The organism is Embleya sp. NPDC050154, assembly GCF_044460165.1.
Lineage (GTDB): Bacteria > Actinomycetota > Actinomycetes > Streptomycetales > Streptomycetaceae > Embleya.
In genome coordinates, this window is the sequence record NZ_JBITJP010000015.1 from 79927 (window position 1) to 104205 (window position 24279).

Below are 24279 nucleotides of genomic sequence, written 5' to 3' on the forward strand. Positions count from 1 at the left end.
CCGTACGCCATACGGAGTTTCCCGAGAGAGGCACGCACGTGGCACGAGAAAAGAGTGGGCGCGCCGATCCCGCGCGGACGCTCGCGTTGTTGTGGCGCACCGGCGAGGGGCCGACCAGGGGTCCCAAACAGGGACTGACCGTGGACCGCATCGTGCTCGCGGCCATCGCGATCGCCGACACCGACGGGCTCGGCGCGCTGTCCATGCGCGCGGTCGCCGAGCGCCTGGGGGTCGGCACCATGTCGCTGTACACCTACGTGCCGGGCAAGGCCGAGCTGCTGCACGTCATGTTCGACACCGTGCTCGGCGAGAGCGAGCTGCCCGACCCCATCGGGCTCGGCTGGCGCACGGCGCTGGAGCGGCAGGCGCGCGCCGACCACGCGCTCGCCCAACGGCACCCGTGGGTGGTGCAACTGTGGGGTCCCGGACTGCTGTTGATGGGCCCCAGGATCACCGCCCGGGCCGAGGTGGCGCTGCGCACCGTCGCCGACCTCGGGCTGACCGAGGCCGAGATGGCACACGTGGTCGGACTCGTGGACGCGTACGTCCGCGGGGTCACCCAGGTCGCCGTCGACGTCAACCGGGACGCGGCGAACAGCGGCGTGGGCTACGAGGACTGGTGGACGGAGAGCACGCCCTACCTGGAACGCCTGATCCAGCCCGCCCGTTTCCCCACCCTCACCCGGGTCTGGGCCGCCGGCACCTACGAGGAGCCGCCCGAGGCGAGCTTCGAGTTCGGCCTGCGCCTGGTCCTGGACGGCATCGAGACGCTGATCCGCTCCCGCGAGCCCGCGAAGTCCGCGGACCCCGCCCGGCCTGCGGAGTCCCCCGAACCCGCCCGGCACGCCGAGCCCGCCGAGGCCGGGGAATCCGCCCGGCACACCGAACCCCCCGCGACACAGGAGTAACGAACATCGCCACCCGCGTCACCCACGCCCCGCCCGACCTGATCCGACGCGCCGCCACCTTCGCGCCGGCCGATCCGCCCCGCGCCGGCACCGTCGCCTTCTGGCCGCACCCGACCGGCACCGACACCGTCACCGTGCTCGACGCCGACGGCATCGAGCACACCCATCCCGCCGTGCGCGTGCCGGTCACCGACGCGGTCCGGCTGCTCTCCCGGGCCCGCCGGGCCCCGGACGCCCACCCGGCCGCCGCGTTCTGGGGCGCGGCCACCGTGCTCGCGCTGCAACTGGTCGCGCGCGGCCGGATGTTGCCCGGCCTCTCCCCCGGCGACCACGACGCGTGGCGGGCCGGGCCGCTGGACGCCGCCGACGTGGAGCGGGTGCGAGCGCTCGCCGACGCGATGCCCGGCGAGGCGCGGGCGATCCCGACGCCGGGCGGCGCGCTGCTCCCGGAGGCCGCGCCGCTGGTCCGCGCCTTCCTGGACGCGGTCGCCGACACCATGCCGCGCACCGCCGCGACGTCGCGTGTCGGCGACTCCACCGCGTCCGCCGACGACGCCTCCGCGTTCGCCGCCGCCGCTCCGCGCCGGTTGCCCGAGTTGCGCCCGTGGTCGGACCGGGTCGCCGCCGGGATCGACACCGGCGTGCGGATCTCGCTGCGGCTGGAGACGTACGACGTCGAACACGCGCCGTTCCGGGCCGTGGTCCAGGTGCACTCGCTCGCCGACCCGACCGCGGTGATCGACGCGGACACTCTGTGGACCGGCACCGACCCGCGCTTCGGCGAACGCGCCCGGCTGGACGTACTGCTCGCGCTGCGCCGGGCCGCCCGGGTGTGGCCCGCCCTGGAACCACTGCTGAACGCCGGCGTGCCGGACCGCGTGGTGGTCGGCGACGACGACCTCGGGGCGCTGCTCGGCGCCGCGACCGCCCGGCTGGCCGCAGCCGGTGTCGAGGTGCACTGGCCGCGCGATCTCGTCCGCGACCTCACCGCCAAGGCCGTGGTCGGCGCCCGCGACCGGGCGCCCGGTGATCTGCGCGCCTTCCTCGGCGGCGACACCCCGCTCGGCTTCGACTGGCAACTCGCGCTCGGCGAGCACCCGTTGACCGCAGCCGAGATGGACGCGCTGGCCGAATCGCACCGACCCGTGGTCCGTCTGCGCGATCAGTGGGTGCTGGTCGACCCCGCCCTGGCCGCCAAGGCCCGCAACCGCTCGATCAAACCGCTCACCCCGATCGAGGCGCTGAACGCGGCCCTGACCGGCGGCACCGAGGTGGCCGGCAAGCGGATCGAGGTGGGCACCTCGACGTGGCTGGACGACCTGCGCGCGCGGATCGCCGATCCGGACGCCGGCGGCGAGCCGATCGCCGCGCCCGAGGCGCTTGCCGCGACCCTGCGCGACTACCAACTGCGCGGCCTGCGCTGGCTGGATCGCATGACCTCGCTGGGCCTGGGCGGCTGCCTGGCCGACGACATGGGCCTGGGCAAGACCGTCACCCTGATCGCGCTGCACCTGCACCGCCGGACCGTGTGCAGCGACCCGGCCGAGGCCGCGCCGACCCTCGTGGTCTGCCCGGCCTCGCTGCTCGGCAACTGGGAGCGGGAGATCGAGCGCTTCGCGCCGGGTACCCCGGTGCGCCGCTTCCACGGCGCCACCCGCACCCTCGACGACCTCGGCGACGGCTTCGTGCTCACCACGTACGGCACGATGCGCCTGGATCGCGCCCGCCTGGCCGCCGTGCCGTGGGACCTGGTGGTCGCGGACGAGGCTCAGCACGTCAAGAACCACAGCTCCGGCACCGCCAAGGCGCTGCGCGCGATTCCGGCCCGGGCCAGGGTCGCGCTCACCGGCACCCCGGTGGAGAACCGGCTGTCCGAGCTGTGGGCCATCCTCGACTGGACCACCCCGGGCCTGCTCGGCAACCTCGCCGCGTTCCGCCGCCGTTGGGTCAAGCCGGTGGAGGCCGATCGGGACGGCCCCACGGCGGAGCGACTGGGCCGGCTGATCGCGCCGTTCCTGCTCCGCCGCCGCAAGTCCGATCCGGGCATCGCCCCGGAGCTGCCCGCCAAGACCGAGACCGATCAGCCCGTGTCGCTCACCCGCGAGCAGGCCGGGCTGTACGAGGCGGCGGTGCGCGAGGCGATGGCCGAGCTGCGGGACAGCAAGGGTATGGCCCGGCGCGGGCGGATCGTCGGCCTGCTCACCGGGCTCAAGCAGATCTGCAACCACCCCGCGCAGTACCTCAAGGAGAGCGCACCCCGCCTGGACGGTCGCTCCGGCAAGCTCGAACTGCTCGACGAACTCCTGGACACCATCCTCGCCGAGGACGGCGCGGTCCTGGTCTTCACCCAGTACGTCACCATGGCCAGACTGCTCGCCCGCCACCTCGACGCCCGGGGCATCGGCAACCAGCTTCTGCACGGCGGCACTTCGCCCGCCCGCCGGGACACCCTGGTCGCCCGCTTCCAGGACGGCGAGGTGCCCATCTTCCTGCTCTCGCTCAAGGCGGCCGGCACCGGGCTCAACCTCACCCGCGCCGACCATGTCGTGCACTACGACCGCTGGTGGAACCCGGCCGTCGAGGAACAGGCCACCGACCGCGCGTACCGGATCGGCCAGACCCGGCCGGTCCAGGTGCACCGGTTCATCGCCGAGGGCACCATCGAGGACCGGATCGCCGAGATGTTGCGCGACAAGCGCGCGCTGGCCGAGTCGGTGCTCACCGGCGGCGAGGCGGCGCTGACCGAACTCTCCGACACCGAACTCGCGGACCTGGTCGAGCTGAGGAGCGCCCGATGACCGATGAGCGCCCGATGAGCGCCGAACCCGCCCGCGTCTTCCCCGCGTTCACCGCCCGCCGGTCGCGCGGCGCCAAGGGGCAGACCTGGTGGGGCCGCGCCTGGACCAACGCCCTGGAGGACTCGGCGCTTTCCGAGGAGCCGATGCGCAGGGGCCGGGCCTGCGCCAACTCGGGCCGGGTCGGCCCGATCACCGTCGGCCCGGGCCGGATCGCCGCGACCGTGCACGACGCGGACGGCACGCCGTACGAGACCGTGGTGCGGGTCGAACGGTTCACCGACGCGCAATGGGATCGCTTCCTCGACCAGGTGGCCGCCAAGGCCGGGCACCTGGCCGCGCTCGTGGAGCGGGACATGCCGCGCGATCTGGTGAGCGCCGCCGAGGACGCGGACGTCGCGCTGCTCCCCGGCATCGGCGATCTGGATCCGGAATGCGACTGTCCCGACTGGGAGTTGCCCTGCACGCACGCCGCCGCGTTGAGCTACCAGACGGCCTGGCTGCTGGACGCGGACCCGTTCGTGCTGCTGTTGATCCGCGGGCGGGGCGAACGCGTGTTCCTGGACCGGTTGCGCGAGCGGGACACGATCACCCGCGTTCGTGCCCCGGCGGCCGGGCTGCCCGGGGCCGGAACGACCGGGCCCGGGCTGCCCGGGTCCGGGGTGACCGCCCGGGAGGCGTACCGGCCGGCCGACCCGTTGCCCGCCGATCCGCCGCCGGTCCCGGACCCGGTCGCGCCGGCGCGCATCACGCCGCCGCCCGGGATCCCGGCGGGTGCGCTGGAGTCGCTCGTCGCCGAAGCCGCGCGCCGCGCCCGCGAGCTACTCGCGGAGCAGTACTAGGGCGTGTCTTCAATCCCCCGTCGGGCTCCGCGTGTGAGCGCAGCGAGGAGCCCGACGGGCGGATGCCGTGCATCGGCGTGCCGGAGAAGCGCCCGCATCGTGGTTCGGTCTCCCTCGCCCGGCTGTGGCAGGACCACGGCGTGCGGCCGGCCGCCGTCCTGGGCCACTCCCCGGGGGAGATCGCCGCGGCATGTGTCGCCGGCGCGCTGACCTGGTGCGCTGGGGCACACGAAGAGTGAGATAGCCAAGCTGCTCTGCATCACGGTCAGCACGGTGGAGCAACACCTGACGCGGATGCACCGCAAGGTCGGGGTCAACGACCGGGCACAGTTGGCGTCGGCGCTGTTCACCGGTCCGCACAGGCAGGCGATCGGCGTGTGGCGCACAAGCGGCCGGCGCCCGGCCGGGCTGCCTCGTCGGGCTGCCCGGGTCGGGCGCCGGGCGTTGCGGGGCGGCGGCACGGCGTCGGCCGGAAAACACGATGATCATGCCGGGGGCCGGCTCTAGGATGATCGCCGCAGTGTCGCCGAGCGGACAGAGACGAATCGAACCATGCGCACACCGACGGGCCTCTCGCGTCAGGTCCTGATCTTCGACGCCGACGACACGTTGTGGGAGAACAACGTCCTGTTCGAGCGGGTCATCGAGGACTGGCTGGACTGGCTGGACCACCCCACCCTGGACCGGACCGAGATCCGCGCGATCCTCAACGACATCGAGGCCGCGAACGCGATCACGCACGGGTACGGGAGCAAGATGTTCCTGCGCAGCCTGGGCGAGGCGCTGGAGCGGCTGCACGCGCGGCCGGCCACCGCCGCGGAATTGCGGCACATCGAGCAACTCGCCGTCGCGCTGGTGGAGAACCGGGTGGAACTGGTCCCCGGGGTCGTCGAGACGCTCACCACCCTCGGCGCGCGCCACGACCTGATGCTGCTGACCAAGGGCGACACCGAGGAGCAGCAGCGCAAGATCGACGCGTCCGCGCTGGCCCACCACTTCAACAGCGTGCACATCGTGCCGGAGAAGGGTGTCGACGCCTACCTGGACCTCACCCGCACGCACGGGCTCGTGCCGGAGACGACCTGGATGATCGGAAATTCCCCCAAATCCGATATTCTGCCCGCTCGGGGCGCGGGTCTGGGCGCGGTGTTCATCCCGAACGCGCATACCTGGGTCCTGGAGCAGAGCGAGCTGGATCCGAACGACAGCCGGGTGTTGACGCTGACCGCGTTCCCGCAGTTGCTGGAGCACTTCTGATGGCGGCGGACCGGCCCGCCGGCCCGTCCGTGTCCTGTGTCTTCGTGTGCCACGACGGCGCCGGGAGGGTGTTGTTGGCCCGCCGGTCGGCCGCGGCCCGGGACGAGGCGGGCACGTGGGACACCGGCGCGGGCGCGCTGGAGTGGGGCGAGACCTTCGAGCGCGCGGTGGCCAGAGAGGTACGCGAGGAGTACGCGACCGAGGCGTTGTCGATCGAGACCATCGGGGTGCGCAACGTGCTGCGCGGGGAGCCGGTGGAGACGCACTGGGTCGCGGTGGTGTTCGCGGTCGCGGTCGACCCGGAGCGGGTCGCGATCGGCGAGCCGCACAAGTTCGACGCGCTGGAGTGGTTCGCGCCCGACGCGCTGCCCACGCCGCTGCACTCGCAGTGCGCGGCGGGCCTCGGCCTGTTCCACGACTGGCTGAACCGGCCCCGGTAGCGCGACCGGGTCCGGTGGCCCGACCGGAACCCGGGAGCCCGGCGGGGCCGGTAGACCGACCGGGCGGTGGCCGAGGCCGCGCCGGCCGATCGTGCGGGCCGATCGGTCGCCCGCGCCCCGGCCGGCGAGGCTCAATGGCCGTACGGCGCGCCGCCCGGGTCCGCGTGCGCGGCCAGGTCCTGTTCGATCATCGCCTCCGGCCCCGCTGCGGTCCGCGCGGCCAACAGCCGCTCGTTGGCCGCCTGTTGCTCGCTCCCGTCGTAGGGCGTGCGGTGCTCGAAGTGCAGGCAGCTCCAGGACCGGTCGAGTTGCCGGCCCCGCCGCAACCGGGTGCGCGCGGCGACCTTCGCGAGCAGGTCGTCGTCCTCGCTGCCCCAGCCCACATAGCGCGGGCAATAGCCGCCGACGAGGTCGAACGTACGGCGGTCCACCAGCATCGCCCCCCACTGATACGGCGCGCGCCACAACCGGCTTCGGGGCCCGTACGGCGCCCGCGCCCGCGGCGGGGGCAACACGCGCGGGATCGCCTGCACATCCTCGGGCGCGCCGTGCGGTGGCGGATCCCACACCATGCGCTCGTCCGGGAAGCCGCGCAGCACACCGTCCGGATCCTCCCGTACGAAGCAGAACGGATCCCGGCCCACCGGGACCATGTCCACCGCGGCCCACCCGGACGGCAGTTCGGCGGCGCCGACGAGCCGGTACATCCACGGCTGGGCCAACGCCCCGCCGGCCGCCAACTCCAGTGCCCGCGCCACGAAGTCCCGCCCGAGCGGGGCCACGTCGGCGTCCGTCAGGTACAACACGGGTGCCCTGGCCCATTCCGCCGCCACGTTGCGCAGCAGCCCGGCGGCCAGGTTCGTGGCCGGGGCCCGGACCACACGCACCCGCCGGCACGCGTCCAGGTCCGGCGGCACGGCCGGCGCCGGTTCCCCGGCCGTCGCCAGCACGACCTCGCAGCGCACGCTCTGCGCCAGCCAGGCCGCCGCGACCGACGCGAACACCGCGCGCGCCTCGTGGTCGCCGTACAGCGGAACCACCACGCTCACTTCCGGCATGCTCGGCCTCCCGTCACCGGGTCGCACCGCGCACCCTCGCGCTCGATGCCCGCGGTGGCGCGGTGAACCGCGGCTGGGCCTCGGTCGGCACCACGTGTGCGGGGCTCACGTGCGCGGGACGCCCGGTCGCGAACCACACCATCCACCGGGACGTGCCGTCGAAGCGCGGGAAGCCCCCGGCCCGACGAGGCGCGTTTCTCCAGAAGGTCGAGCGGGTCGTGCTCGACCCGACTGTCAGGTGTACCGGGCCCCCGACATCACGGTCAAGAGTCCTTCGGTCACACATGGTGCACACCGGCGCCCGGAATCATCGCTTCCGGGCGGCCGAGGCGGACGCCCGAGTCCGCCGGAGCGCGCGGCGCGGGTGTCCGTCACCCCTCGACGGGCCCGGCGAACAACATGCCGGCCATGACCCGGAACGTGGCACCCGGGTCGGCGGCGGCGGGGATCCCCCCGGACAGGTGCAGGGCGGCGTATCCGTGCGCCAGCGACCACGCGGCGAGTACCGCCTGATCCGGATCGCCCCGGCGCTCGGCCGGCACGCCCGCGACCCCGCCGCGCAGCGACGCGCCGGCCCGGGCGCGCTGGCGCAGCAGTTCGGGATCGGTGCCGTCGATCGCGTGCGGGCGGTTCATCACCTCGAAGTGCGCGGGGTGCGCGAGCGCGAACAACACGTAGCGCACGCCCAGTTCGCGCAGCGCGTCCAGGTCGCCGGGAACCACCTCGGCGAGCGCGTCGGCAAGCAGTCCGTAGCCCTCGGCCGCGATCGCGGTGAGCAGCCCGGTCTTGTCGCCGAAGTGGTGCGCGGGGGCGGCGTGCGACACGCCCGCGCGGCGGGCCAGGTCGCGCAGGCTGATCGCACCGATCCCGTCCGAGGCCACCACGTCCAGCGCGGCGGCGAGCACGGCGCGGCGCAGATCGCCGTGGTGATAGGGGCGTCCGGTGGTCATGGATCGATGCTACTCGGGATCTAGGCATTGACAAGTCTGGGCCAGAAGAGCAATCTTGTCATCGACAAGTTCGGGGTCCGGCTCGGTGATCCGACCGATGACCGCACCCGGCGGCGAAGTCCCGGGAAGACACGCCCCGGAAGACGCGTCTCGGAAAGCACATCCGCAAGACAAGTCCCAGGAAGAGGAACCGACATGAGCGCGACGAACGAAACCCTGAACCCCGGACTGGTCCGCCGGATGTGGCAGACCCTGGAGCCGTTGCACGCGCTGAACTACTACTCACCGGAGATGTTCAAGGAGGCCGAGGCCCTCGGGTACGCGGTGGACGAACGCTGGCCGGCCTACTTCGCGATGCGCGCGGCGGCGCTGGGCGCCGCCTCCGCCGAACTGGTCACCTCGACGTTCTACAGCTTCAGCCCGGCGATGGTCGCCCGGTACGTCCCCCGGGCCTGGGAGATCGCCGATCCGACCGCGGTGCTCGCGGCCCGGCTGCGCGCGGCCGACGCGACGCTGCGGGCGGCGCTCGGTGAGCGCGTACACGCCCCCGAGATCGCCGAGGCCGCCGCACTGACCAGGGAAGCGGCCGAGGCGGCCGACAACGTTGGCCGGCCACTGGCCGCCGCGCACGCCGCGCTGCCGTGGGCGAGCGAACCACACCTGGTGTTGTGGCAGGCGATCACCCGGCTGCGCGAGCACCGGGGCGACGGCCACATCGCGGCACTGGTGACCCACCGTCTGGACGGCGTCGAGGCGCTGGTCTCACACAGCGCCGCGGGCGCGGCGCCGGCCGAGATCTTCGCAAGCCGACAGTGGAGCACCGACGAGTGGGACGCGGCCCGTGAGCGCCTCGCCGCCCGGGGCTGGCTCACCGCCGACGGCACCGCGACCGAGGCGGGCCGGACCGGCCGCGACTCCGTCGAGGCCCTCACCGACGAACTCGCCGCCCAGCCCTGGCAGGCCATCGGCGCGACCCGCGCCGCGCACCTGGCCGACCTGATCCTGCCCGCGGTCATGGACACGATCGGCACGGGCCTGCTCCCGATGCAATCAACCCTCGGGATCGGAATGACCTACCCCCACCAGACCTGACCGAACGCCCCGGGCAAACCGGCCCGAGCCGCGCCCACTCGGCCCGAAACCGGTCCCGAGGTCGCACCCAGGGTCGGGGTCGGGGCCGGAAGAGGGTCGAGGGCGAAACAGGGTCGGGTGGGGCGGCGTCGGGCGCCGGGTCGGGGCGAAGCACCGGCGGGGCCCGAACCGAGGCCCGAGTCGGGGCGAGGCCGGGGCAGGAACCCGGGCCCAGGCCGGAGCCCGGCCCGAATCGGGTCAGGTCGGGTCGGGGGCGGGGCTGAGCCACGGGCGGGGCAGGAGGCGGGTCGGAGCCGAAGTCGGGGCCCAGGCCGGAAACCGAGGCGGGGCCGGAGCCAAAGCCCGAGCCGGGCCCGGAGCCGGGCCGGGGCCAAGTCTGGGGACGGAGCCGGGTCGGGGGACGGAACCGGGTCGGGGACGGAGCAGGTCGGGGGCAGAGCCGAAGTCGAGCCGAGCCCAGGCCGGAAACCGAGGCCGGAACCCGGGCCGGAGCCGGAGCCGGAGCCACGGCGGAGCCAGAGCCGAGGCGGAGCCCGGGCCCGGGCCGACATTCGTCCCGGATTCGGCTTCAGCGGGTGCCTTTTCGGGTGGATCGCGTCGTGGGTGAGGGCTTTGCCGGGGGGCCGGCTCCCGGTTTGCGTGGGGCCGGCCGGTTGGGTGGTCTGCCGGCCCTGGCGGTGGCCGGTACCGAACCCGCAGGCCGCTCCGCCTCGGCCGGCTGCGGCGCGGTGGGGTCGGCGCCGCCAGTCTGCGCCCGCGCGTGCGCCTCGCGCAGGCCGTGTTCGATCGCCCGCAGCGTCGCCTTGAGCCGGGCCGGCCGCCCGGCGGCGGGGCCGTGTGCCAGGTCGGTGCAGCCCACCAGGCGGCCCGTACCCGCGAACGGGCGCAGTTCGACCTCGCGCGTGCCGCCCGGTTCGAACCGGATCGACGTACCCGCCGCGATGTTGGCTCGTATGCCGAAAGTCGCCGCGCGGTCGAACACGAGCGCCGGGTCGATCTCGGCGAAGTGGTAGTGCGATCCGACCCGGATCACACCGGCGCCGGAGTTGCGCACCGAGACCGTCAACACGGGCCGGTCAGGGGCCGGCGCGGCCGGGTCGTCGCGGTAGAGGTACCGCTGTGGTCGGGCCATGACCATGGGATCGACGCTCCTAGGCGACGGGGAAGGGGGACGCGTGCACGAACTCGCGTCCGTGCGCCCGGCCGAGCGGATGGGCGTGATCGAGCGCCGGCCGGTCCGGATGGGCGTGCACGGGCCAGTGCGCGCCGGTCGCCGCGAGGCCGTCGTCGCCGTGCACACGGAAGCGCTCGACGGCCAGGCCGACCCGAGCGGCCAGCACCCCGGCCGCCGCCGGCCCGGACAGCAGCGGTGCCACGCCCGGAACGGGCGGCAGCACGAAGGACGCGGGCAGCGCGACGGTGCGCACCGCGCCCAACACCCGGCAGCGCTCCAGCGCCCGGCCCAGGTCCGGATCACCGCCGATCAGCGCGACCTCGACGATCCGATGCGTGCCGTGTTGCCACACCAGGCGCGCGATCCGGTACAACTCGGCGTCCTCGTGCGGCTCCCCCGCCGGCGCCGCGATCAGCAGTGCGGCCCGCGCCGGCACTCGCGCGGCGGCCGCGCGCAGCCACTCGGTGAGTTGCTCCGTACCGGCGAACGGCCGGCCCAGCAGCACCCGGGACCGCTCCGCCGCCGGCAGCGCGAGCAGGGTGCGCGCCGTGTCCGCGACCAGCGTCGCGTCCCGGCCCAACGTGATCGGCACCACGCACACTCGCTCCGCTCCGCCCCGCAGCAAGGCGCACACCGCCCGGTGCAGTTGCCGTCCGCACGCCACCGACGTCACCTCGGGCCCGAACAGCCCCGGCAGCGCCGCGCCGTTCGCACTCTCGTGGCCGCCGACCGCCACCACCGCCACCCGCTCCGACACGACTCAGCCGCCGATCGGGTCGACGCCGGACATCGCCCCGGCGCCGGCCGATGCCGAAGCCTTGGGCTCGTCGATCTCGCGGGGTTCCGGATTCATCGTGAATTCCTTTCTGCGGCGGGTACGACCGAGAGCCGGCTCGGCCCCGGGACGTGCGGTGGCCCCGAACGGCCGGGCGCGGGCCCGGCCGACCGGCGTGCGGGCACGCCGGTCGCGGGCCTCGGATGCGACTGCCCCGCGGACCCGTGACGTACGCGAGCCGCAGGCCCGGTGGCCTGGGTCGAGGGTTGTCTCGTCCCGACTATCCGCCGGGGCGACCCGCCAACCTCGCGCATCGGAGTGAAATATGACCATCCGGCGAGGGCCTCGGCCTCCCGGAGTCGGGCGCGGATCGGGTAGACAGGCATCATGAAGTTCCTCGTCCCGGCACTCGTGGTCGTCCTCCTCGCGGCCGCTCTCGTGTGGTTCGTGACCCGCCGGCCGCGCACCCCGCCGCCGCCGGTGCCGTCCGGCCGCTCGTCCCGCCCGGCCCCCGGTCAGATCTGGTGGGCCTCGGTGCCCTTCGACGAGGGCGACACCGCCAAGGATCGCCCGTGCCTGGTGGTCCGGGTGGGACCGCGCGGCGCCGACGTGCTCAAGATCACCAGCCGGGACCAGAGCACCCGCGACCGCTATGTGCGCATGCCCACCAAGACCTGGGATCCGGGCGCGGAGCGCCGCAGTTGGCTGGAGACCGGACCGCTGCGCACGATCGGCCACGACGCCTTCCGCCGCCCGGCGGGCGTCTGCGATCGACGCGTGTGGTCCCGGATCAGCCGCGCCCACCGGGTCCGCTGACAAGACGCCACGCCCTGCCACCGCGTGCGGCCCCGCCCGCCCCCCGCCCGCCTGCCCGCCTGCCCGCCTGCCCGCCTGCCCGCCGACGACCTTCAGCTCTTCGGGTCGACCCCGTCCGCGAGTTCGTCCACGGCCAGGTCCCCGGTCGGCAACTGCGGCAGCCGATAGACCGCGTGCCCCACCAGATGGGTCGCCACCGGAACGGTGGTGAGTTGGAAGAACCCCACCATCACCAGCATCCCGATGTCGATCCCGCTGCGCAGCCGCAGCCCCAGACCGAGCGTGACCAGCAGCAGGCCGAGCACCTGCGGCTTGGCCACCGTATGCATCCTGGACAACGTGTCCGGGAAGCGCAGCAGCCCCACGCCCGCGACGAACGCGAGCGCGCAACCCGCGAGCAGGCACACCGCCGAGGCGCCGTCGGCGAATTCGCCGGCCCGCACGTCAGCCGTCCTCGCGGGCCGAGAAGCGCACGATCGACACCGAGCCCAGGAAGCCGACCAGGGCCAGCGCCAGCAGCACCGGCACGGTCGTGGTGTGTCGGTTCAAGGTGGCCTCCGCCGCGATCGCGGCCAACACCACCGCGAGCAGCATGTCCACCGCCACCGCCCGGTCCAGGGTCGACGGCCCGCGCACGAGCCGGATCAGGGCCGCCACCGCGGCCCCGCCGAGCAATACGATCACGGCACCGCCGACGAACGCGTTCATGAACCACCTCCGGGGTCTGCCGCGGACACGCCGCGTTCCGCACGGGTACCGAACGCGGCGACCACCCGGGCCTCCAGGCGCACCACCGCCCGCCGGGCCGCCGCCACCGAGGCCGGCGTATCGGCGCCCAGGGCATGGATGAACAGCGTGGTCGGCCGGCCCTGACGGATCTCGATCACGATGCTGCCGGGCATCACGTTCAGCGCGAGCACGGTGAGCGTGAGCAGCACGTCCGAGCGGGTGGCCGACTCGACCCCCACCACCGAACTGCGCGGCAACCTGCCCGGCCACAACGCCTGCCACGCCACCCGCAGCGAGGACATCACCAGGTCACCCACGAACATCGCCACGAACCGGGCCAGCCCCCACGGCCGGAACGCGAGCCTGCCCCGACCGGACGACAGCGGCAGCAGTCCCGACAGCAGCACCGCGACCACGATCCCGGTCAGCACGTTGGCGACGGTCAGCGTGCCCCACAGCGCCACCCACACGGCGGTCAACCACACCACCAACAGCGGCGAGATCCGCCCGCGCCGGGACACCGCCCGAATCCGGGTCGCGGTCATCGGCCCGCCCCGCGTTCGAACCCGCCCGGCAGCGGCACCGCGTCGACATAGCCGACCCGGCCCACCAGTTCCACACCCGTGCGATCGACCAGTGCGACCAGCGGACCGGCCAGCACCGTGAAGGCCAACCCCACCGCGACCAGGGCGCAGGTCGCGTACGTCATCGCGCGCGGCAATGCCCCGCCGGTGGCCGCGACATCACGCCCGCTCAGACTCGCGCCGGAGGAGTACGCGGTCGCACCCGAGGTGTCCGGCGAACTGCCGAACACCTGCCCCCACACCCGGGCCATCGCGTACAGCGTCAACAGGCTGGTCCCCACCGCCGCGCCGATCAGCACGTACGAGGCCGGCGTGCCGCTCTCCGCGCCCGCCTGCAACAGCAGCCACTTGCCCAGGAATCCGGACAGCGGCGGGATCCCGCCCAGGTTCATCGCCGGTACGAAGAACAACACCGCGAGCGCCGGCGACAGCCGCACCAGCCCGCCGAGCCGGCCCAGGTCGGTACTCCCGCCGCGCCGCTCGATCAGCCCGGTGACCAGGAACAGCGAGGTCTGCACGGTGATGTGGTGGATCGCGTAGAACACCGTGCCGGCCAGGGCCGCCGCGCTCGCGATCGCGATGCCGAACACCATGTAGCCGATGTGGCTGACCAGGGTGAAGGACAACAGTCGGTTCAGGTCGCTCTGCACGATCGCGCCCAGGATGCCGACGATCATCGTCGACGCGGCCACCACCAGGAGCAGTGCGCGCAGATGTCCGTCCGGGAAGAGCAACGTCTGCACCCGGATGATCGCGTACACACCGACCTTGGTCAGCAGTCCGGCGAACACCGCGGTCACCGGCGCGGGCGCGGTCGGGTACGAGTCGGGCAGCCACGCGGACAGCGGGAACACCGCCGCCTTGACCCCGAATCCGATCAGCAACATCGATTCCAGCACCAGTTGCACGCCGGGATCCACCTCGGGCAGCCGTACCGCGAGCTGGGCCAGGTTGACCGTGCCGGTCGCCGCGTAGACCATCGCGATCGCGGCGAGGAACACCATCGAGGACAGCAGGCCGACCACCACGTAGCCGGCGCCCGCGCGCACCCGGGCGGCGGTGCCGCCCACGGTCAACAACACGTAGCTGGCCGCGAGCAACACCTCGAAGCCCACGTACAGATTGAACAGGTCGCCCGCCAGGAACGCGTCCGCCACCCCCGCGACCAGGATCAGGTACGTGGGGTGGAACACCGACAGCGGCGTGGCCTCGTCCTCGTCCGCACGGCCCTGGCCGATCGAGTAGACCAGGACGCCGAGGGTGACCGCGCAGGAGACCACCAGCATCAGCGCGGACAGCCGATCCGCGACCAGCACGATCCCGGTCGGCGCGGGCCATCCGGCCAGCCTGGCCACCACCGGACCGTCCCGATCCGCGGCCACCAGGAGCGCGATCGCCACGCCGAGAACCGCGGTCAGCACGCCGATGCTGATCACCCGCTGGCCGCGCGGCAGTCGGGCGCCGATCGCCAGCTTGAGCCCGGCGCCGAACAGCGGCAACAAGACCGGCAGCGGCGCCAGATGATTCATCGGCGGGGCCTGTTCCGGCCCTGCTCGTCACGGACTCGGCTCGCCGGATCGACGCGGCGCGGGAACTCGGTGTCGGGCACCGCGTCCACCACGCTGTCCGCGCGGGCGACGGCAGCCCGTTCGGCCCGCGCCTGCCGATTGAGCTCGCGCCGCGCCCGCCGGAAACGGGCCCGCAGTTCGGCCTGCTGGATGCGGTGCTCGGACTTGATCCCGCGCAGCCGCAGTTTCAGCTCCTCGCGCCGCTCGCCCACGATCCGCTGCGCCTCGGGCCGGCCGCCCTGCCCTCGCTCGTCCACGCCCAGCCGTCGACACTCGTCGGCGTAGTTCGCCCGGGCCTCCACCGCCAGCCGCCGCACCACCGCCCGACGCTCCGCCGTCTGCCTGCGCAACTCGCGGCGCAGCCGCCGGTGTTCGGTGCGCAGGTTGCCCCGCTCGGCACGCCGCCCCACGCGCAGGTCCTCGGCGTCGTCCTGGATCTCGTCGGTCCCGGTGAGTTCCCAGTGCCGGTGCACCATCGACAACACGAACGCGGTCACCGCGAGCGTGATCACGATCGCGGTCAACACCATCGCCTGCGGCAGCGGATCGTTCATCGCGCTCGGCAAGGTCACCCCGAGCACGGGCGCGCCGCCCGCGCGACCACCGCCGGCGAGCACGATCAGGTTGGCCCCGTTGCCGATCAGCACCACGCCCAGCAGGACCCGGGTCAGGCTGCGTTCCAGCACCAGGTACACCCCGACGCCCACCAGGACGGCGGCGGTCAGTACCAGGATCATCGTCGGGCTCTTCATACGATCACCGTCCGTTCGGCGTCCCGGTCCCGGGTCTGTTCGATGCGTCGGTCCAGCTCCGCGCCAAGCGCGGTCAACACGTCCTGCACGAGGCCGATCACCAGCAGGTAGACGCCGATGTCGAAGAACACCGACGTCGCGATGTGCACGTCGCCGAACAGCGGCAGCGTGGCGTCTACCACCGTGCTGCGCAGCGCCGAGCCGCCCACGATCAGGCCGACCAGGCCGGCGCCCGCGCTGATCACCAGGCCCGTGCCGAGCAGCCGCCCGGCGGGCAACGGCGCGGCCTCGGCCAGTTCGTAACGCCCGCCCGCGAGGTAGCGCAGGAGCAGCGCGAGGCCGGCGGTGATCCCGCCGGCGAAGCCGCCGCCGGGTGTGGAGTGGCCGCTGAACAGGAAGTAGAGCGACAACACCAGCACGGTCGGGAAGGCGACCCGCGCGACCGTCTCGAAGAGCACCGTGCGCCGCTCGGGGGCGAGCGTGCCGACCACGACCGGCCCGGGGATCGGCTCTGCCGCCGGGTCCGGCTCGCCCGGGTGGGTCCCGCCGGGCGGCGTCGGCGGGTTCGGTGCCCCGTCGCCGGGTCGCGGCAGGCCGTGGGCCCGGCGCACGAAGATCAGGCTGGTCACGCCGATCGCGGCGACCGCGAGGACGGCGATCTCGCCCATCGTGTCCCAGGCCCGGATGTCCACGAGCAGGACGCTGACGATCTCCTTGCCGCCCGCCTCCTTCGCGGCGGCGGCGAACGCCTGGGACACCGGCGGGTGGGTGCGCGCGGCGAACGCGGAGATCGCGACGCCCCCGAGCACCACACCGGTGAGCACGCCCAAGCCGATGTGCACGGCCCGGCGCCCCGGCCGGGTGGTGTTCGCAAACCGGCGCGGGAGTCGGCGCAGCACCAGCAGGAACACCACCACGCTGACCGTCTCGACCAGTCCTTGGGTGAGCGCGAGGTCGGGGGCACCCTGGAGGACGAACAGCGTCGCGCAGCCGTAGCCGGTGACGCCGACCAGGAGTACGGCGGGCAGCCGGTCCCGGGTGCCGGCGGCGATCAGCGCGGCGGCGGCGACCAGTACGCCGACCACGACCTGCGCGGCCGAGTCGGACCAGCGTGGCGGATGCGGAAAGGGCAGCGGGAGGTGGGCGAGCGCGATCGAGGCGGTGGTCGCGATCAGGCTGAGCAGGATCACCCCGACGTAGACCGGCATCGAGCCGCGCTGCGTGGTGCCGGTCAGTTGCAGGGCGCCTCGGTCCACACCGCGCACCAGCGCGTCGTACAGCCGCGAGGGTTCGATCCGCGCGGTGGCCAGTTGCAGGCGCACCACCGGCTCGCGGGCCAGGAACAGCACGATGCCCACGCCGATCGCGGCGCAGGACAGGTACAGCGCGGTACCCGGGCCGTGCCACAGGGCCAGGTGGTAGTCGGTCCCTTCGGCCGGGAACTCGTCGGCGTACGACGAGATCCAGTGGTCCAGCGACGCTGCCGCCGGGCCCAGCACCAGGCAGCCGGTGCCGAGCAGGAGCACGGGGCCGAGCAGCAGTCCGCCGAACGGTTCGCAGCCGGTGGTGGGTACGCCGGGTTTGCGGGCGAAGGCGCCCCAGACGAAGCGCAGGCTGTACGCGGCGGTCAGCGCGGAGCCGGCGACCAGCACGCCCAGCACGATGGAGTCGGTGCGGCCCCGGTGCAGAAACGCCTCGTACACGGCCTCCTTGGCGACGAACCCGACCATCGGCGGCAGCCCGGCCATGGACAGCGCGGCCACCACCGCGACCACGCAGGTGATCGGTATGGCCTTGGCCAGGCCGGACAGTCGGCGCAGATCCCGGGTGCCGGCGGCGTGGTCGATGATGCCGACCACCAGGAACAGAGTGGCCTTGAACAGGGCGTGTGCGACGAGCATCGCGATGCCGGCGAGCGCCGCGTCCCGGTTGCCCGCGCCGGTGACCACGATCAGCAGGCCGAGTTGGCTGACGGTGCCGTAGGCGAGCACTCGTTTGAGGTCGTCCTCGCGCAGCGCCCGCCATCCGGCCAGGAGCAGCGTCGCGCAGCCGGCGATCAGCACGATCGGCCGCCAGGGCATGACCTGGGCGAAGCCGGGGGCCAGGCGGGCGACCAGGTACACGCCCGCCTTGACCATCGCGGCCGCGTGCAGGTACGCGCTGACCGGGGTGGGCGCCGCCATCGCGGCGGGCAGCCAGGAACCGAACGGCACGATCGCCGACTTGGACAGCGCGCCGACCAGGATCAGCACGATCGCGGTGGTCACCACGGTGCCGCCGGGCGGGTCGGCGAGGATCTCGGAGAGCCGGTAGGTATCCGCCCGCTCGCCGAGCAGGATCAGCCCGACCAGCATCGCCAGTCCGCCGAAGGTGGTCATGGTCAGTGCCTGCATCGCGGCCCGGCGCGAGCCCCGGTGCTCGCTGCGATGGCCGATCAGCAGGTAGGAGAAGACCGTGGTCAGCTCCCAGAACACGTACAGCAGGATCAGGTCGTCGGTGGTGACCAGTCCGATCATCGCGCCGGCGAAGCCGACCAGGACTCCGGCGAACGCGCCGAGCCCGGGCTCGTCCGCGGCGAAGTAGCGCGCGCAGTACACCAGGACCAGAACACCCACGCCGGCCGCGAGGAACACCATCAGCAGCGCGAGCGCGTCGCATCGAAACGCGAGGGAGACGCCCTGCTCGGGGATCCACGGGCGCGATTCGACCACCGGCTCGCCGTCGAAAACCGAGGCGGCCTGGGCCAGTGCCCACCCCGTGGTCGCCACCGGGAGCGCGGCGAGCACGAGAAAGGCGTTCCGCCCGAGGCGTCGAATCAGCCACGGGGCGATCGCCGCGACCACGAAGTACGAGGCCACCGAGAAGATCATGACGCTACGTTATGGTGCATTACGCCCAAATCAGCACTAATCGGGCATATGTCCCTCGTTTTTCCACCCGCACCGGCGATCGGCCCTACGGCGTGCCTTCCATCCCCCGTCGGACTCCGTGGCGTCCGGCACCGTGCGTCGGAGTGCCGGCGAAGCGCCCGCCCAGTGGTTCCACGTGGGCGTTTCGTCGGGGCGGCGAGTGCAGCGAGGAGCCCGAAAGAGGATGGAAAACACACCCCACCGCGGCGGCGCGCCGTCCCGAGGGGGAACGCGTCACCACCTCAGTCGAGCAGCGAGCGCACGGCCTCCGGCGTGCGCCCGACCACGGTGGCGCCGTCGTCAGCGGTGATGATCGGCCGCTGGATCAGAATCGGATGCTCCGCCAACGCGGCGATCCAGCGCCCGCGATCGCCGGTCGTACGCCCCCACGTCCCCATCCCCAACTCCCCCGCAACCGCCTCACCGGTACGCGTGATGTCCCACGGCTCCAACCCCAACCGCCCCAACACCGCCTCGAGCTCATCCACACTCGGCGGCTCCTCCAAATACCGCCGCACGGTGTACTCGACGCCCCCCTCATCCAACAACGACAACGCGGACCGACACTTCGAACACGCAGGATTAACCCAAATCTCCATACCCCCGGACGCTACTACCCCACCAATACCCCACCCTCCCAACCACCCAGCACCCACGAACCCCACAGTCAGGCCGGTGCCCGAGAACCCGTTGGCCAACCCCCGACCATCCACGTTCGGTCTCCTCGGCAAGGCATCAGGCAACGTCGGCTTCGATCGAGCCGCCGAAACCCCTCAGCCGGGCCGGCGCTTGCGGCCAACCCAACCCAACCGACACCCAAGCCCCACCGAACCCCTCAACCCGGCCCGCGCTTGAAGCCAACCCAACGCGCCCCACGGCACCAGCTCGAAATCAGCCAACGACACTCAGCCCGGCCGGCGTTTGAGGCCAATCCAACCCAACCGACACCCAACGCCCGCCGAAACCCCTCAGCCCGGCCGGCGTTTGAGGCCAACCCAACCCAACCGACACCCAAGCCCCACCGAACCCCTCAACCCGGCCCGCGCTTGAGGCCCTCGTCGAAGGCCCGCGCATAGGCCGCAGGGCCGAGTGTCTTCCCGGCCGCCGCCGCGATCCGCGACACGTCGCCGCGTTCGCCGACAGGCAACGGCGCGCCGATGGAGGCCCGAAGCGCCTCCGCGCGGCCCAGGAGCGTCGCCGCCTCCGCCGCTCGGCCCGAGATCGACTCGGCCCCGGCCAGCCCCTCCAGCGCCAGCGCGACCGCCCGAGGATCACCCGAGGACCGCGCCGCCGCCAACCCCTCCTCGTGCAGGTCCCGCGCACCGACCGCGTCCCCGCGCAGTTCCGCCACGAAGCCCAATTCGGCCAACAACAGCGTCACCCCGTAGAACGGCACGCCGTAGTCCTCGTGCAGTCGACGATTCCACTCCAGCGCACCGCGCAGGTGCCGCTCGGCCCCCGCCAGGTCCCCCGCACGTCGCGCGCCGAGCCCCAGCCCGACCGTCGCGAACTCCTCCGCGAACCGGTCCGACCGCTCGACCGCGAGCCGACGCGCCCGCTCGTGGAACTCCTCGGCCGACCCGAAGTCACCCCGCAACAACGCGATCCGACCCAGCCCGGACCACCGGTACGACACATCCGTCCACAGGCCCAACTCCTCGGCCCCGCGCAGCCCTTCGCGATGCAGCTCGGCGGCCCGGTCGTATTCGCCCGACACCTCGGCCACATAGGCGAGTTGATCCGACGCCTGGACGAGCCCCCAGCGCTCGCCCAACACCGCGAACCGCGCCGCGGCGTCCGCCGCCGCCTCGCCGGCCGCCACGTGGTCGCCGCGGAACATCACCGCCTTCGCCCGACCGGTCAACGCCGCCGCGATCCCCCACGCGTCGTCCGCCGCACGAAAACCCGCCAGGGCCCGATCGATCAGCTCGCCACCCGCGTCCGCGTCCCCCACGTGCAGGTGGGCCAGGCCCAGGAACCACTCGGCCCGCGCCCGCCCCTCCGTGATCCCGTCGTAGGCCGCCAGCGCGTCGCGGCTCTGCCGTACCAGATCGCTGCCGTCGCCGATCACCATCGCGAACCCGGCCCGCCAGGCTCCCGCCGACGCGCGCAACGCGGCCGGCGCGCGACCCTCGACCGCCAACGCCGCGTCCAACGCCCGCCACGCCTCACGGTGGCGCCCACGCAGGAACCGGTACCACGCCGCCCCACCCGCCAACCGCAACGCGAGCCCCGCGTCCCCGCGCCGGGCCGCGCCATCGGACGCGGCGCGCAGGTTCCCGCTCTCCGCGTCCAGCCGCGCGAGCCACTCGCACTGATCGCGGCCGTACAACCGCGGCCCGGCGCGCTCGACGAACTCGGCCAGATAGCCGTCGTGTCGAGCCTGCACCACGTCGAACTCGCCCAACGCGTACAGGTGTTCCACGCAGTACGCGCCGACCGACTCCAGCAGCCGGTACCTGGGCCCGTACCGCCCCTCCACCACGACCACCAGCGAGCGGTCGACCAACCGACCGACCAGGTCGAGCACGTCCACCCGGGCCACGTCGTCGCCGGAGCAGATCGCCTCGGCGGCCTCGGGAGCACACCCGTCCGCGTGAATCGCCAACCGGCGCAGCACGATCCGTTCCGGTGCGCCGAGCAGTTCCCAGCTCCAGTCGATCATCGCGCGCAGCGTCTGCTGCCGGGCCGGCACCCCGCGCCGACCCACGCCTAGCACCCGGAACCGGTCGTCCAGCCGCGCCGCGAGACCGTGAACGCCGAGCCCGCGCACCCGGGTCGCGGCCAGTTCCAGGGCCAGCGGGATCCCGTCCAGACGCCGACAGATCGCCGCGATCGCGTCCGCCGTGTATGCGTCCAGTACGAAGCCGGGCGCCGCCGCGGCCGCTCGGGCCACGAACAGGCGTACCGCCGTGGACCCTTCCAACGCCGCCGGATCCGCCCCGGCGTCCGGCACCACCAGCGGCCGCACCACGCTCAGCGCCTCGCCGCCCACCGCGAGCGGTTCCTGACTCGTGGCCAGGATCCGCACGTCGGGCGCGGCCCGCAGCAACAGGTCCGCCAACTCGGCGATCGGCTCGATCACGTGCTCGCAGTTGTCCAGGACCAGCAGCAGCCGACGGCCACGCAGCGCGTCCGCCAACCGGGTCCGCGACTGGGCCGCGACATGTCCCGCGCCGGCCGCGACCTCGTCCCGGATGCCCAGCGCCGAGGCGATCGCATCGGCCAGGTCGTCGCCGCTCGGATCGCGCCGGCCGGCCAACTCGACCAGCCACACCCCGTCCGGGAACGGGAAGTCGTCCATCGCCCGGGCCGCGCACTCCAGCGCGAGCCGGGTCTTGCCCACCCCGCCGGGGCCGGTCAGGGTCACCAGCCGGGCGGCCCGGAGCAGCTTGCCGACCTCGGACACCGCGTCCTCCCGACCGACCAACTCGGTCAACGCGGCAGGCAGGTTGGACCGCGCACGCCCCGCCGCACCCGTCGAACCTCCCGCCGGGTCCGCCGACGAACCCACCGAGCCCGTCGCCGCGCCGACCCGTGCGGCCCCGGACGCGGCGCCGGGCACGGACCCCGCCGCCGAGCCGGCTGCGGAAACCGGCGCCAGCCCCGGATCCTGCGCCAGGATCGCCCGCTGCAACGCCGCCAGCTCCGGCCCCGGATCCAGGCCCAGTTCGTCCGCCAACCGCTCGCGCAGCTCGGCGTACCCCGCCAACGCCTCCTCCTGCCGCCCGGACCGGTACAGCGCGCGCAGATGCGCGGCACGCAGCCGCTCCCGAACCGGATGCAGCGCCACCAGCTCACCCAACTCGTCGGCGAGCAAGGTGTGTTCGCCCAGTTCCAGACGCGCCTCGGCATGGTCCTCCAGGGCGGTCAGCCGCTGTTCGTCCAGCCTGGTGATCGCCGCGCGGGTGAACTCCTCGTCCCGGAAGTCGGCGAACGCCGGCCCACGCCACAGCGCGAGCGCGTCCGCGAACAAGCCGGCCCGGGTCCGCGCGTCGGCGCTCGCCCGCGCCCGCGCGGTCAGCTCGGCGAACCGGTCCGCGTCCACCGCACCGGCCTCGACCAGCAGCTCGTAGCCGGGCGGGCGGTAGGCGACCAGTTCACGCCCGCCGGGTTCGGCCGCCTCCAGCGCCCGGCGCAGTTGGGAGACCTTGGTCTGGAGCGTGTTCGCCGGATTGCCCGGCGGGTCCGCGCCCCACAGGTCCTCGACGAGCAGATCCGCCGAAACCGCCCGGCCCCGATGCACGAGCAGGTCCGCGAGCAGCGCGCGCACCTTCGACTCCGGGACGCGAACCGGCTGTCCGTCCGCGGTCCACACCGCCAGCGGACCCATCACCCCGAAGCGCATGCCGCCACGTTAGCGCAGGTCAACCGGCCTCTGACGGTGGACCGCCGGCGCCCGTGCGTAGACCCCCAGGATTCCGTGCGCGGCCGGCGGCACAGTCGTGTCATCGAGTTCGGGACGGCCCGAACAAGACACCCCGAGCAGCACACACCGCGGCCCGGGAAGCACCGAAACAGGGAGCCCCACCATGTCCGTCAACGCCAACGCCGACGCCGCCACCACCGGCACCGCCGCCGCTGCCCCTGCCGCCGCCGCCGGCAACCTTGTCACCACCGGCCGCGAGATCCGCCTGGCGGCCCGCCCGGTGGGCACCCCCACCGCCGCCGACTTCGAGCTGGTCACCGCCGCGATCCCGGCGCTGGGCGAGGGTCAGCTCCTGATCCGCAACACCTGGATGTCGGTCGACCCCTACATGCGCGGTCGGATGGACGACGTCGAGTCGTACATACCGCCGTTCGAGCTGGGCGCGGTCCTGGACGGCAGCGCGGTCGGCGAGGTGATCGCCTCCCGTGCCGACGCGGTCCCGGTCGGCGCGACCGTGTCGCACTTCGCCGGCTGGCGCGAGTACGCGGTCGTGGACGCGGCCGGCGCCGTCGTCCTGGACACCTCCGCCGTCCCCGCCCAGGCGTACCTGGGCGCGTTGGGCACCCCCGGCCTGACCGCGTACGCGGCGCTGACCGAAGTGTCCCCCGTCCGAGCGGGCGACACGGTGTTCGTCTCCGGCGCGGCGGGCGCGGTCGGCAGCGTGGCCGGCCAGATCGCCCGCAAGCTGGGGGCGGCCAGGGTGATCGGCTCGGCCGGCGGCCCGGCCAAGGCCGAGCGGCTGCGTACCGACTTCGGCTACGACGTCGCGCTCGACTACCGGGCCGGTGCGATCGGCGACCAACTCGCCCAGGCCGCGCCCGAGGGCATCGACGTCTACCTCGACCACGTCGGCGGCGACCACCTGGCGGCGGCCATCGCGAACGCCAAGGTCGGCGCCCGGTTCGCGCTGATCGGCGCGATCAGCGGCTACAACGCCACCGAGCCGGTGCCCGGCCCGAGCAACCTCTTCCAGGCGTACATCAAGCGGCTGAACCTGCGCGGCCTGTTGGTCACCGACCACTTCGCGCTGTTCCCCGAGTTCACCGAGCGCGCGATCGGTTGGCTGACCGAGGGTTCGCTGCGCACCGACGAGACCGTGTTCGAGGGCATCGAGCAGGCCCCCGCGGCTTTCCTCGGCGTACTCGGCGGCGCCAACACCGGCAAGATGCTCGTCCGCCTGGCCGACTGACCCGGCCCCACC

At 73.5% G+C, this 24279-nt stretch carries 22 protein-coding genes; 10 read left to right on the forward strand and 12 right to left on the reverse strand.

Annotated elements, in window-relative coordinates; genetic code table 11:
- Window positions 1–38: 38 nt before the first annotated feature.
- The 7 genes from ACIBSV_RS29010 (at window position 39) to ACIBSV_RS29040 (ending at window position 6242) form a co-directional block, all read left to right on the forward strand.
- Complete coding sequence (locus ACIBSV_RS29010) at window positions 39–908, forward strand: TetR/AcrR family transcriptional regulator (RefSeq protein WP_395868098.1); 870 nt, start codon at window positions 39–41, stop codon at window positions 906–908.
- A 134-nt stretch (window positions 909–1042) separates the two neighbouring features.
- A complete protein-coding gene (locus ACIBSV_RS29015) occupies window positions 1043–3706 on the forward strand; it encodes a DEAD/DEAH box helicase (RefSeq protein ID WP_395868101.1) in 2664 nt (887 codons plus the stop codon).
- Window positions 3703–4545, forward strand: coding sequence for an SWIM zinc finger family protein (locus ACIBSV_RS29020; protein ID WP_395868102.1), 843 nt, complete (start codon window positions 3703–3705; stop codon window positions 4543–4545). Before ACIBSV_RS29015 ends, ACIBSV_RS29020 begins: the two co-directional genes overlap by 4 nt.
- Window positions 4546–4607: 62 nt before the next feature.
- The gene (locus tag ACIBSV_RS29025; RefSeq protein ID WP_395868105.1) at window positions 4608–4784 is read left to right on the forward strand and encodes an acyltransferase domain-containing protein; all 177 of its coding nucleotides are present in this window, start codon (window positions 4608–4610) and stop codon (window positions 4782–4784) included.
- Window positions 4785–4818: 34 nt separating this feature from the next.
- Window positions 4819–5052, forward strand: a complete 234-nt coding sequence (locus ACIBSV_RS29030; RefSeq protein WP_395868107.1) for a hypothetical protein — start codon at window positions 4819–4821, stop codon at window positions 5050–5052.
- Window positions 5053–5097: 45 nt separating this feature from the next.
- Window positions 5098–5802, forward strand: coding sequence for an HAD family hydrolase (locus ACIBSV_RS29035; RefSeq protein ID WP_395868109.1), 705 nt, complete (start codon window positions 5098–5100; stop codon window positions 5800–5802).
- Window positions 5802–6242, forward strand: a complete 441-nt coding sequence (locus ACIBSV_RS29040) for an NUDIX domain-containing protein (protein WP_395868111.1) — start codon at window positions 5802–5804, stop codon at window positions 6240–6242. The genes ACIBSV_RS29035 and ACIBSV_RS29040 overlap by 1 nt, the downstream gene beginning before the upstream one ends.
- A gap of 131 nt (window positions 6243–6373) precedes the next feature.
- Here the strand turns inward: ACIBSV_RS29040 and ACIBSV_RS29045 are convergent, their stop codons facing one another.
- The gene (locus tag ACIBSV_RS29045) at window positions 6374–7300 is read right to left on the reverse strand and encodes a galactosyltransferase-related protein (RefSeq protein ID WP_395868114.1); all 927 of its coding nucleotides are present in this window, start codon (window positions 7298–7300) and stop codon (window positions 6374–6376) included.
- A gap of 371 nt (window positions 7301–7671) precedes the next feature.
- Window positions 7672–8250, reverse strand: coding sequence for a TetR/AcrR family transcriptional regulator (locus tag ACIBSV_RS29050; protein ID WP_395868115.1), 579 nt, complete (start codon window positions 8248–8250; stop codon window positions 7672–7674).
- Between the two features lie 195 nt (window positions 8251–8445).
- Between ACIBSV_RS29050 and ACIBSV_RS29055 the strand changes: the two genes are divergently transcribed.
- Window positions 8446–9342, forward strand: coding sequence for a hypothetical protein (locus tag ACIBSV_RS29055; protein ID WP_395868117.1), 897 nt, complete (start codon window positions 8446–8448; stop codon window positions 9340–9342).
- Window positions 9343–9910: 568 nt separating this feature from the next.
- Here the strand turns inward: ACIBSV_RS29055 and ACIBSV_RS29060 are convergent.
- Window positions 9911–10474, reverse strand: a complete 564-nt coding sequence (locus ACIBSV_RS29060; protein WP_395868119.1) for an urease subunit beta — start codon at window positions 10472–10474, stop codon at window positions 9911–9913.
- Between the two features lie 19 nt (window positions 10475–10493).
- A complete protein-coding gene (locus tag ACIBSV_RS29065; RefSeq protein ID WP_395868121.1) occupies window positions 10494–11273 on the reverse strand; it encodes a sirohydrochlorin chelatase in 780 nt (259 codons plus the stop codon).
- Window positions 11274–11678: 405 nt separating this feature from the next.
- Between ACIBSV_RS29065 and ACIBSV_RS29070 the strand changes: the two genes are divergently transcribed.
- Window positions 11679–12107: a type II toxin-antitoxin system PemK/MazF family toxin gene (locus tag ACIBSV_RS29070; protein ID WP_395868123.1), complete on the forward strand. Its 429-nt coding sequence runs from the start codon at window positions 11679–11681 to the stop codon at window positions 12105–12107.
- A gap of 92 nt (window positions 12108–12199) precedes the next feature.
- Here ACIBSV_RS29070 and ACIBSV_RS29075 read toward each other — a convergent pair whose 3' ends face one another.
- The 8 genes from ACIBSV_RS29075 to ACIBSV_RS29110 all read right to left on the reverse strand — a co-directional run bounded on the left by ACIBSV_RS29075 (window position 12200) and on the right by ACIBSV_RS29110 (window position 22997).
- Window positions 12200–12550, reverse strand: a complete 351-nt coding sequence (locus ACIBSV_RS29075) for a cation:proton antiporter (protein WP_395868125.1) — start codon at window positions 12548–12550, stop codon at window positions 12200–12202.
- 1 nt (window position 12551) lies between these two features.
- Window positions 12552–12815 carry a monovalent cation/H+ antiporter complex subunit F gene (locus ACIBSV_RS29080; RefSeq protein WP_395868127.1) on the reverse strand — a complete coding sequence of 88 codons (264 nt, stop codon included), beginning with the start codon at window positions 12813–12815 and terminating at the stop codon, window positions 12552–12554.
- Window positions 12812–13381 carry a Na+/H+ antiporter subunit E gene (locus tag ACIBSV_RS29085; RefSeq protein WP_395868128.1) on the reverse strand — a complete coding sequence of 190 codons (570 nt, stop codon included), beginning with the start codon at window positions 13379–13381 and terminating at the stop codon, window positions 12812–12814. Before ACIBSV_RS29085 ends, ACIBSV_RS29080 begins: the two co-directional genes overlap by 4 nt.
- Window positions 13378–14949, reverse strand: coding sequence for a Na+/H+ antiporter subunit D (locus ACIBSV_RS29090; protein ID WP_395868129.1), 1572 nt, complete (start codon window positions 14947–14949; stop codon window positions 13378–13380). The genes ACIBSV_RS29085 and ACIBSV_RS29090 overlap by 4 nt, the downstream gene beginning before the upstream one ends.
- Window positions 14946–15740 (reverse strand): Na(+)/H(+) antiporter subunit C, encoded by a 795-nt coding sequence (locus ACIBSV_RS29095; protein WP_395868130.1) that lies wholly within the window; start codon window positions 15738–15740, stop codon window positions 14946–14948. The genes ACIBSV_RS29090 and ACIBSV_RS29095 overlap by 4 nt, the downstream gene beginning before the upstream one ends.
- A complete protein-coding gene (locus tag ACIBSV_RS29100) occupies window positions 15737–18610 on the reverse strand; it encodes a Na+/H+ antiporter subunit A (protein WP_395868131.1) in 2874 nt (957 codons plus the stop codon). Before ACIBSV_RS29100 ends, ACIBSV_RS29095 begins: the two co-directional genes overlap by 4 nt.
- Window positions 18611–18891: 281 nt before the next feature.
- Window positions 18892–19248, reverse strand: a complete 357-nt coding sequence (locus ACIBSV_RS29105) for an arsenate reductase family protein (RefSeq protein WP_395868132.1) — start codon at window positions 19246–19248, stop codon at window positions 18892–18894.
- Window positions 19249–19679: 431 nt separating this feature from the next.
- Complete coding sequence (locus tag ACIBSV_RS29110; protein ID WP_395868134.1) at window positions 19680–22997, reverse strand: AfsR/SARP family transcriptional regulator; 3318 nt, start codon at window positions 22995–22997, stop codon at window positions 19680–19682.
- Window positions 22998–23181: 184 nt separating this feature from the next.
- Between ACIBSV_RS29110 and ACIBSV_RS29115 the strand changes: the two genes are divergently transcribed.
- The gene (locus ACIBSV_RS29115; RefSeq protein ID WP_395868136.1) at window positions 23182–24267 is read left to right on the forward strand and encodes an NADP-dependent oxidoreductase; all 1086 of its coding nucleotides are present in this window, start codon (window positions 23182–23184) and stop codon (window positions 24265–24267) included.
- Window positions 24268–24279: the final 12 nt, after the last annotated feature.

What these genes read in the sequence shown, in the direction of transcription:
- ACIBSV_RS29020 (WP_395868102.1), top strand. Translation starts at nt 3,703, where the DNA reads ATGACCGATGAGCGCCCGATGAGCGCCGAACCCGCCCGCGTCTTCCCC.
- ACIBSV_RS29050 (WP_395868115.1), bottom strand. Translation starts at nt 8,250, where the DNA reads ATGACCACCGGACGCCCCTATCACCACGGCGATCTGCGCCGCGCCGTG.
- ACIBSV_RS29060 (WP_395868119.1), bottom strand. Translation starts at nt 10,474, where the DNA reads ATGGCCCGACCACAGCGGTACCTCTACCGCGACGACCCGGCCGCGCCG.
- ACIBSV_RS29080 (WP_395868127.1), bottom strand. Translation starts at nt 12,815, where the DNA reads ATGAACGCGTTCGTCGGCGGTGCCGTGATCGTATTGCTCGGCGGGGCC.
- ACIBSV_RS29115 (WP_395868136.1), top strand. Translation starts at nt 23,182, where the DNA reads ATGTCCGTCAACGCCAACGCCGACGCCGCCACCACCGGCACCGCCGCC.
- ACIBSV_RS29070 (WP_395868123.1), top strand. Translation starts at nt 11,679, where the DNA reads ATGAAGTTCCTCGTCCCGGCACTCGTGGTCGTCCTCCTCGCGGCCGCT.
- ACIBSV_RS29045 (WP_395868114.1), bottom strand. Translation starts at nt 7,300, where the DNA reads ATGCCGGAAGTGAGCGTGGTGGTTCCGCTGTACGGCGACCACGAGGCG.
- ACIBSV_RS29025 (WP_395868105.1), top strand. Translation starts at nt 4,608, where the DNA reads ATGCCGTGCATCGGCGTGCCGGAGAAGCGCCCGCATCGTGGTTCGGTC.
- ACIBSV_RS29085 (WP_395868128.1), bottom strand. Translation starts at nt 13,381, where the DNA reads ATGACCGCGACCCGGATTCGGGCGGTGTCCCGGCGCGGGCGGATCTCG.
- ACIBSV_RS29095 (WP_395868130.1), bottom strand. Translation starts at nt 15,740, where the DNA reads ATGAAGAGCCCGACGATGATCCTGGTACTGACCGCCGCCGTCCTGGTG.
- ACIBSV_RS29035 (WP_395868109.1), top strand. Translation starts at nt 5,098, where the DNA reads ATGCGCACACCGACGGGCCTCTCGCGTCAGGTCCTGATCTTCGACGCC.
- ACIBSV_RS29055 (WP_395868117.1), top strand. Translation starts at nt 8,446, where the DNA reads ATGAGCGCGACGAACGAAACCCTGAACCCCGGACTGGTCCGCCGGATG.
- ACIBSV_RS29040 (WP_395868111.1), top strand. Translation starts at nt 5,802, where the DNA reads ATGGCGGCGGACCGGCCCGCCGGCCCGTCCGTGTCCTGTGTCTTCGTG.
- ACIBSV_RS29110 (WP_395868134.1), bottom strand. Translation starts at nt 22,997, where the DNA reads ATGCGCTTCGGGGTGATGGGTCCGCTGGCGGTGTGGACCGCGGACGGA.
- ACIBSV_RS29090 (WP_395868129.1), bottom strand. Translation starts at nt 14,949, where the DNA reads ATGAATCATCTGGCGCCGCTGCCGGTCTTGTTGCCGCTGTTCGGCGCC.
- ACIBSV_RS29105 (WP_395868132.1), bottom strand. Translation starts at nt 19,248, where the DNA reads ATGGAGATTTGGGTTAATCCTGCGTGTTCGAAGTGTCGGTCCGCGTTG.
- ACIBSV_RS29100 (WP_395868131.1), bottom strand. Translation starts at nt 18,610, where the DNA reads ATGATCTTCTCGGTGGCCTCGTACTTCGTGGTCGCGGCGATCGCCCCG.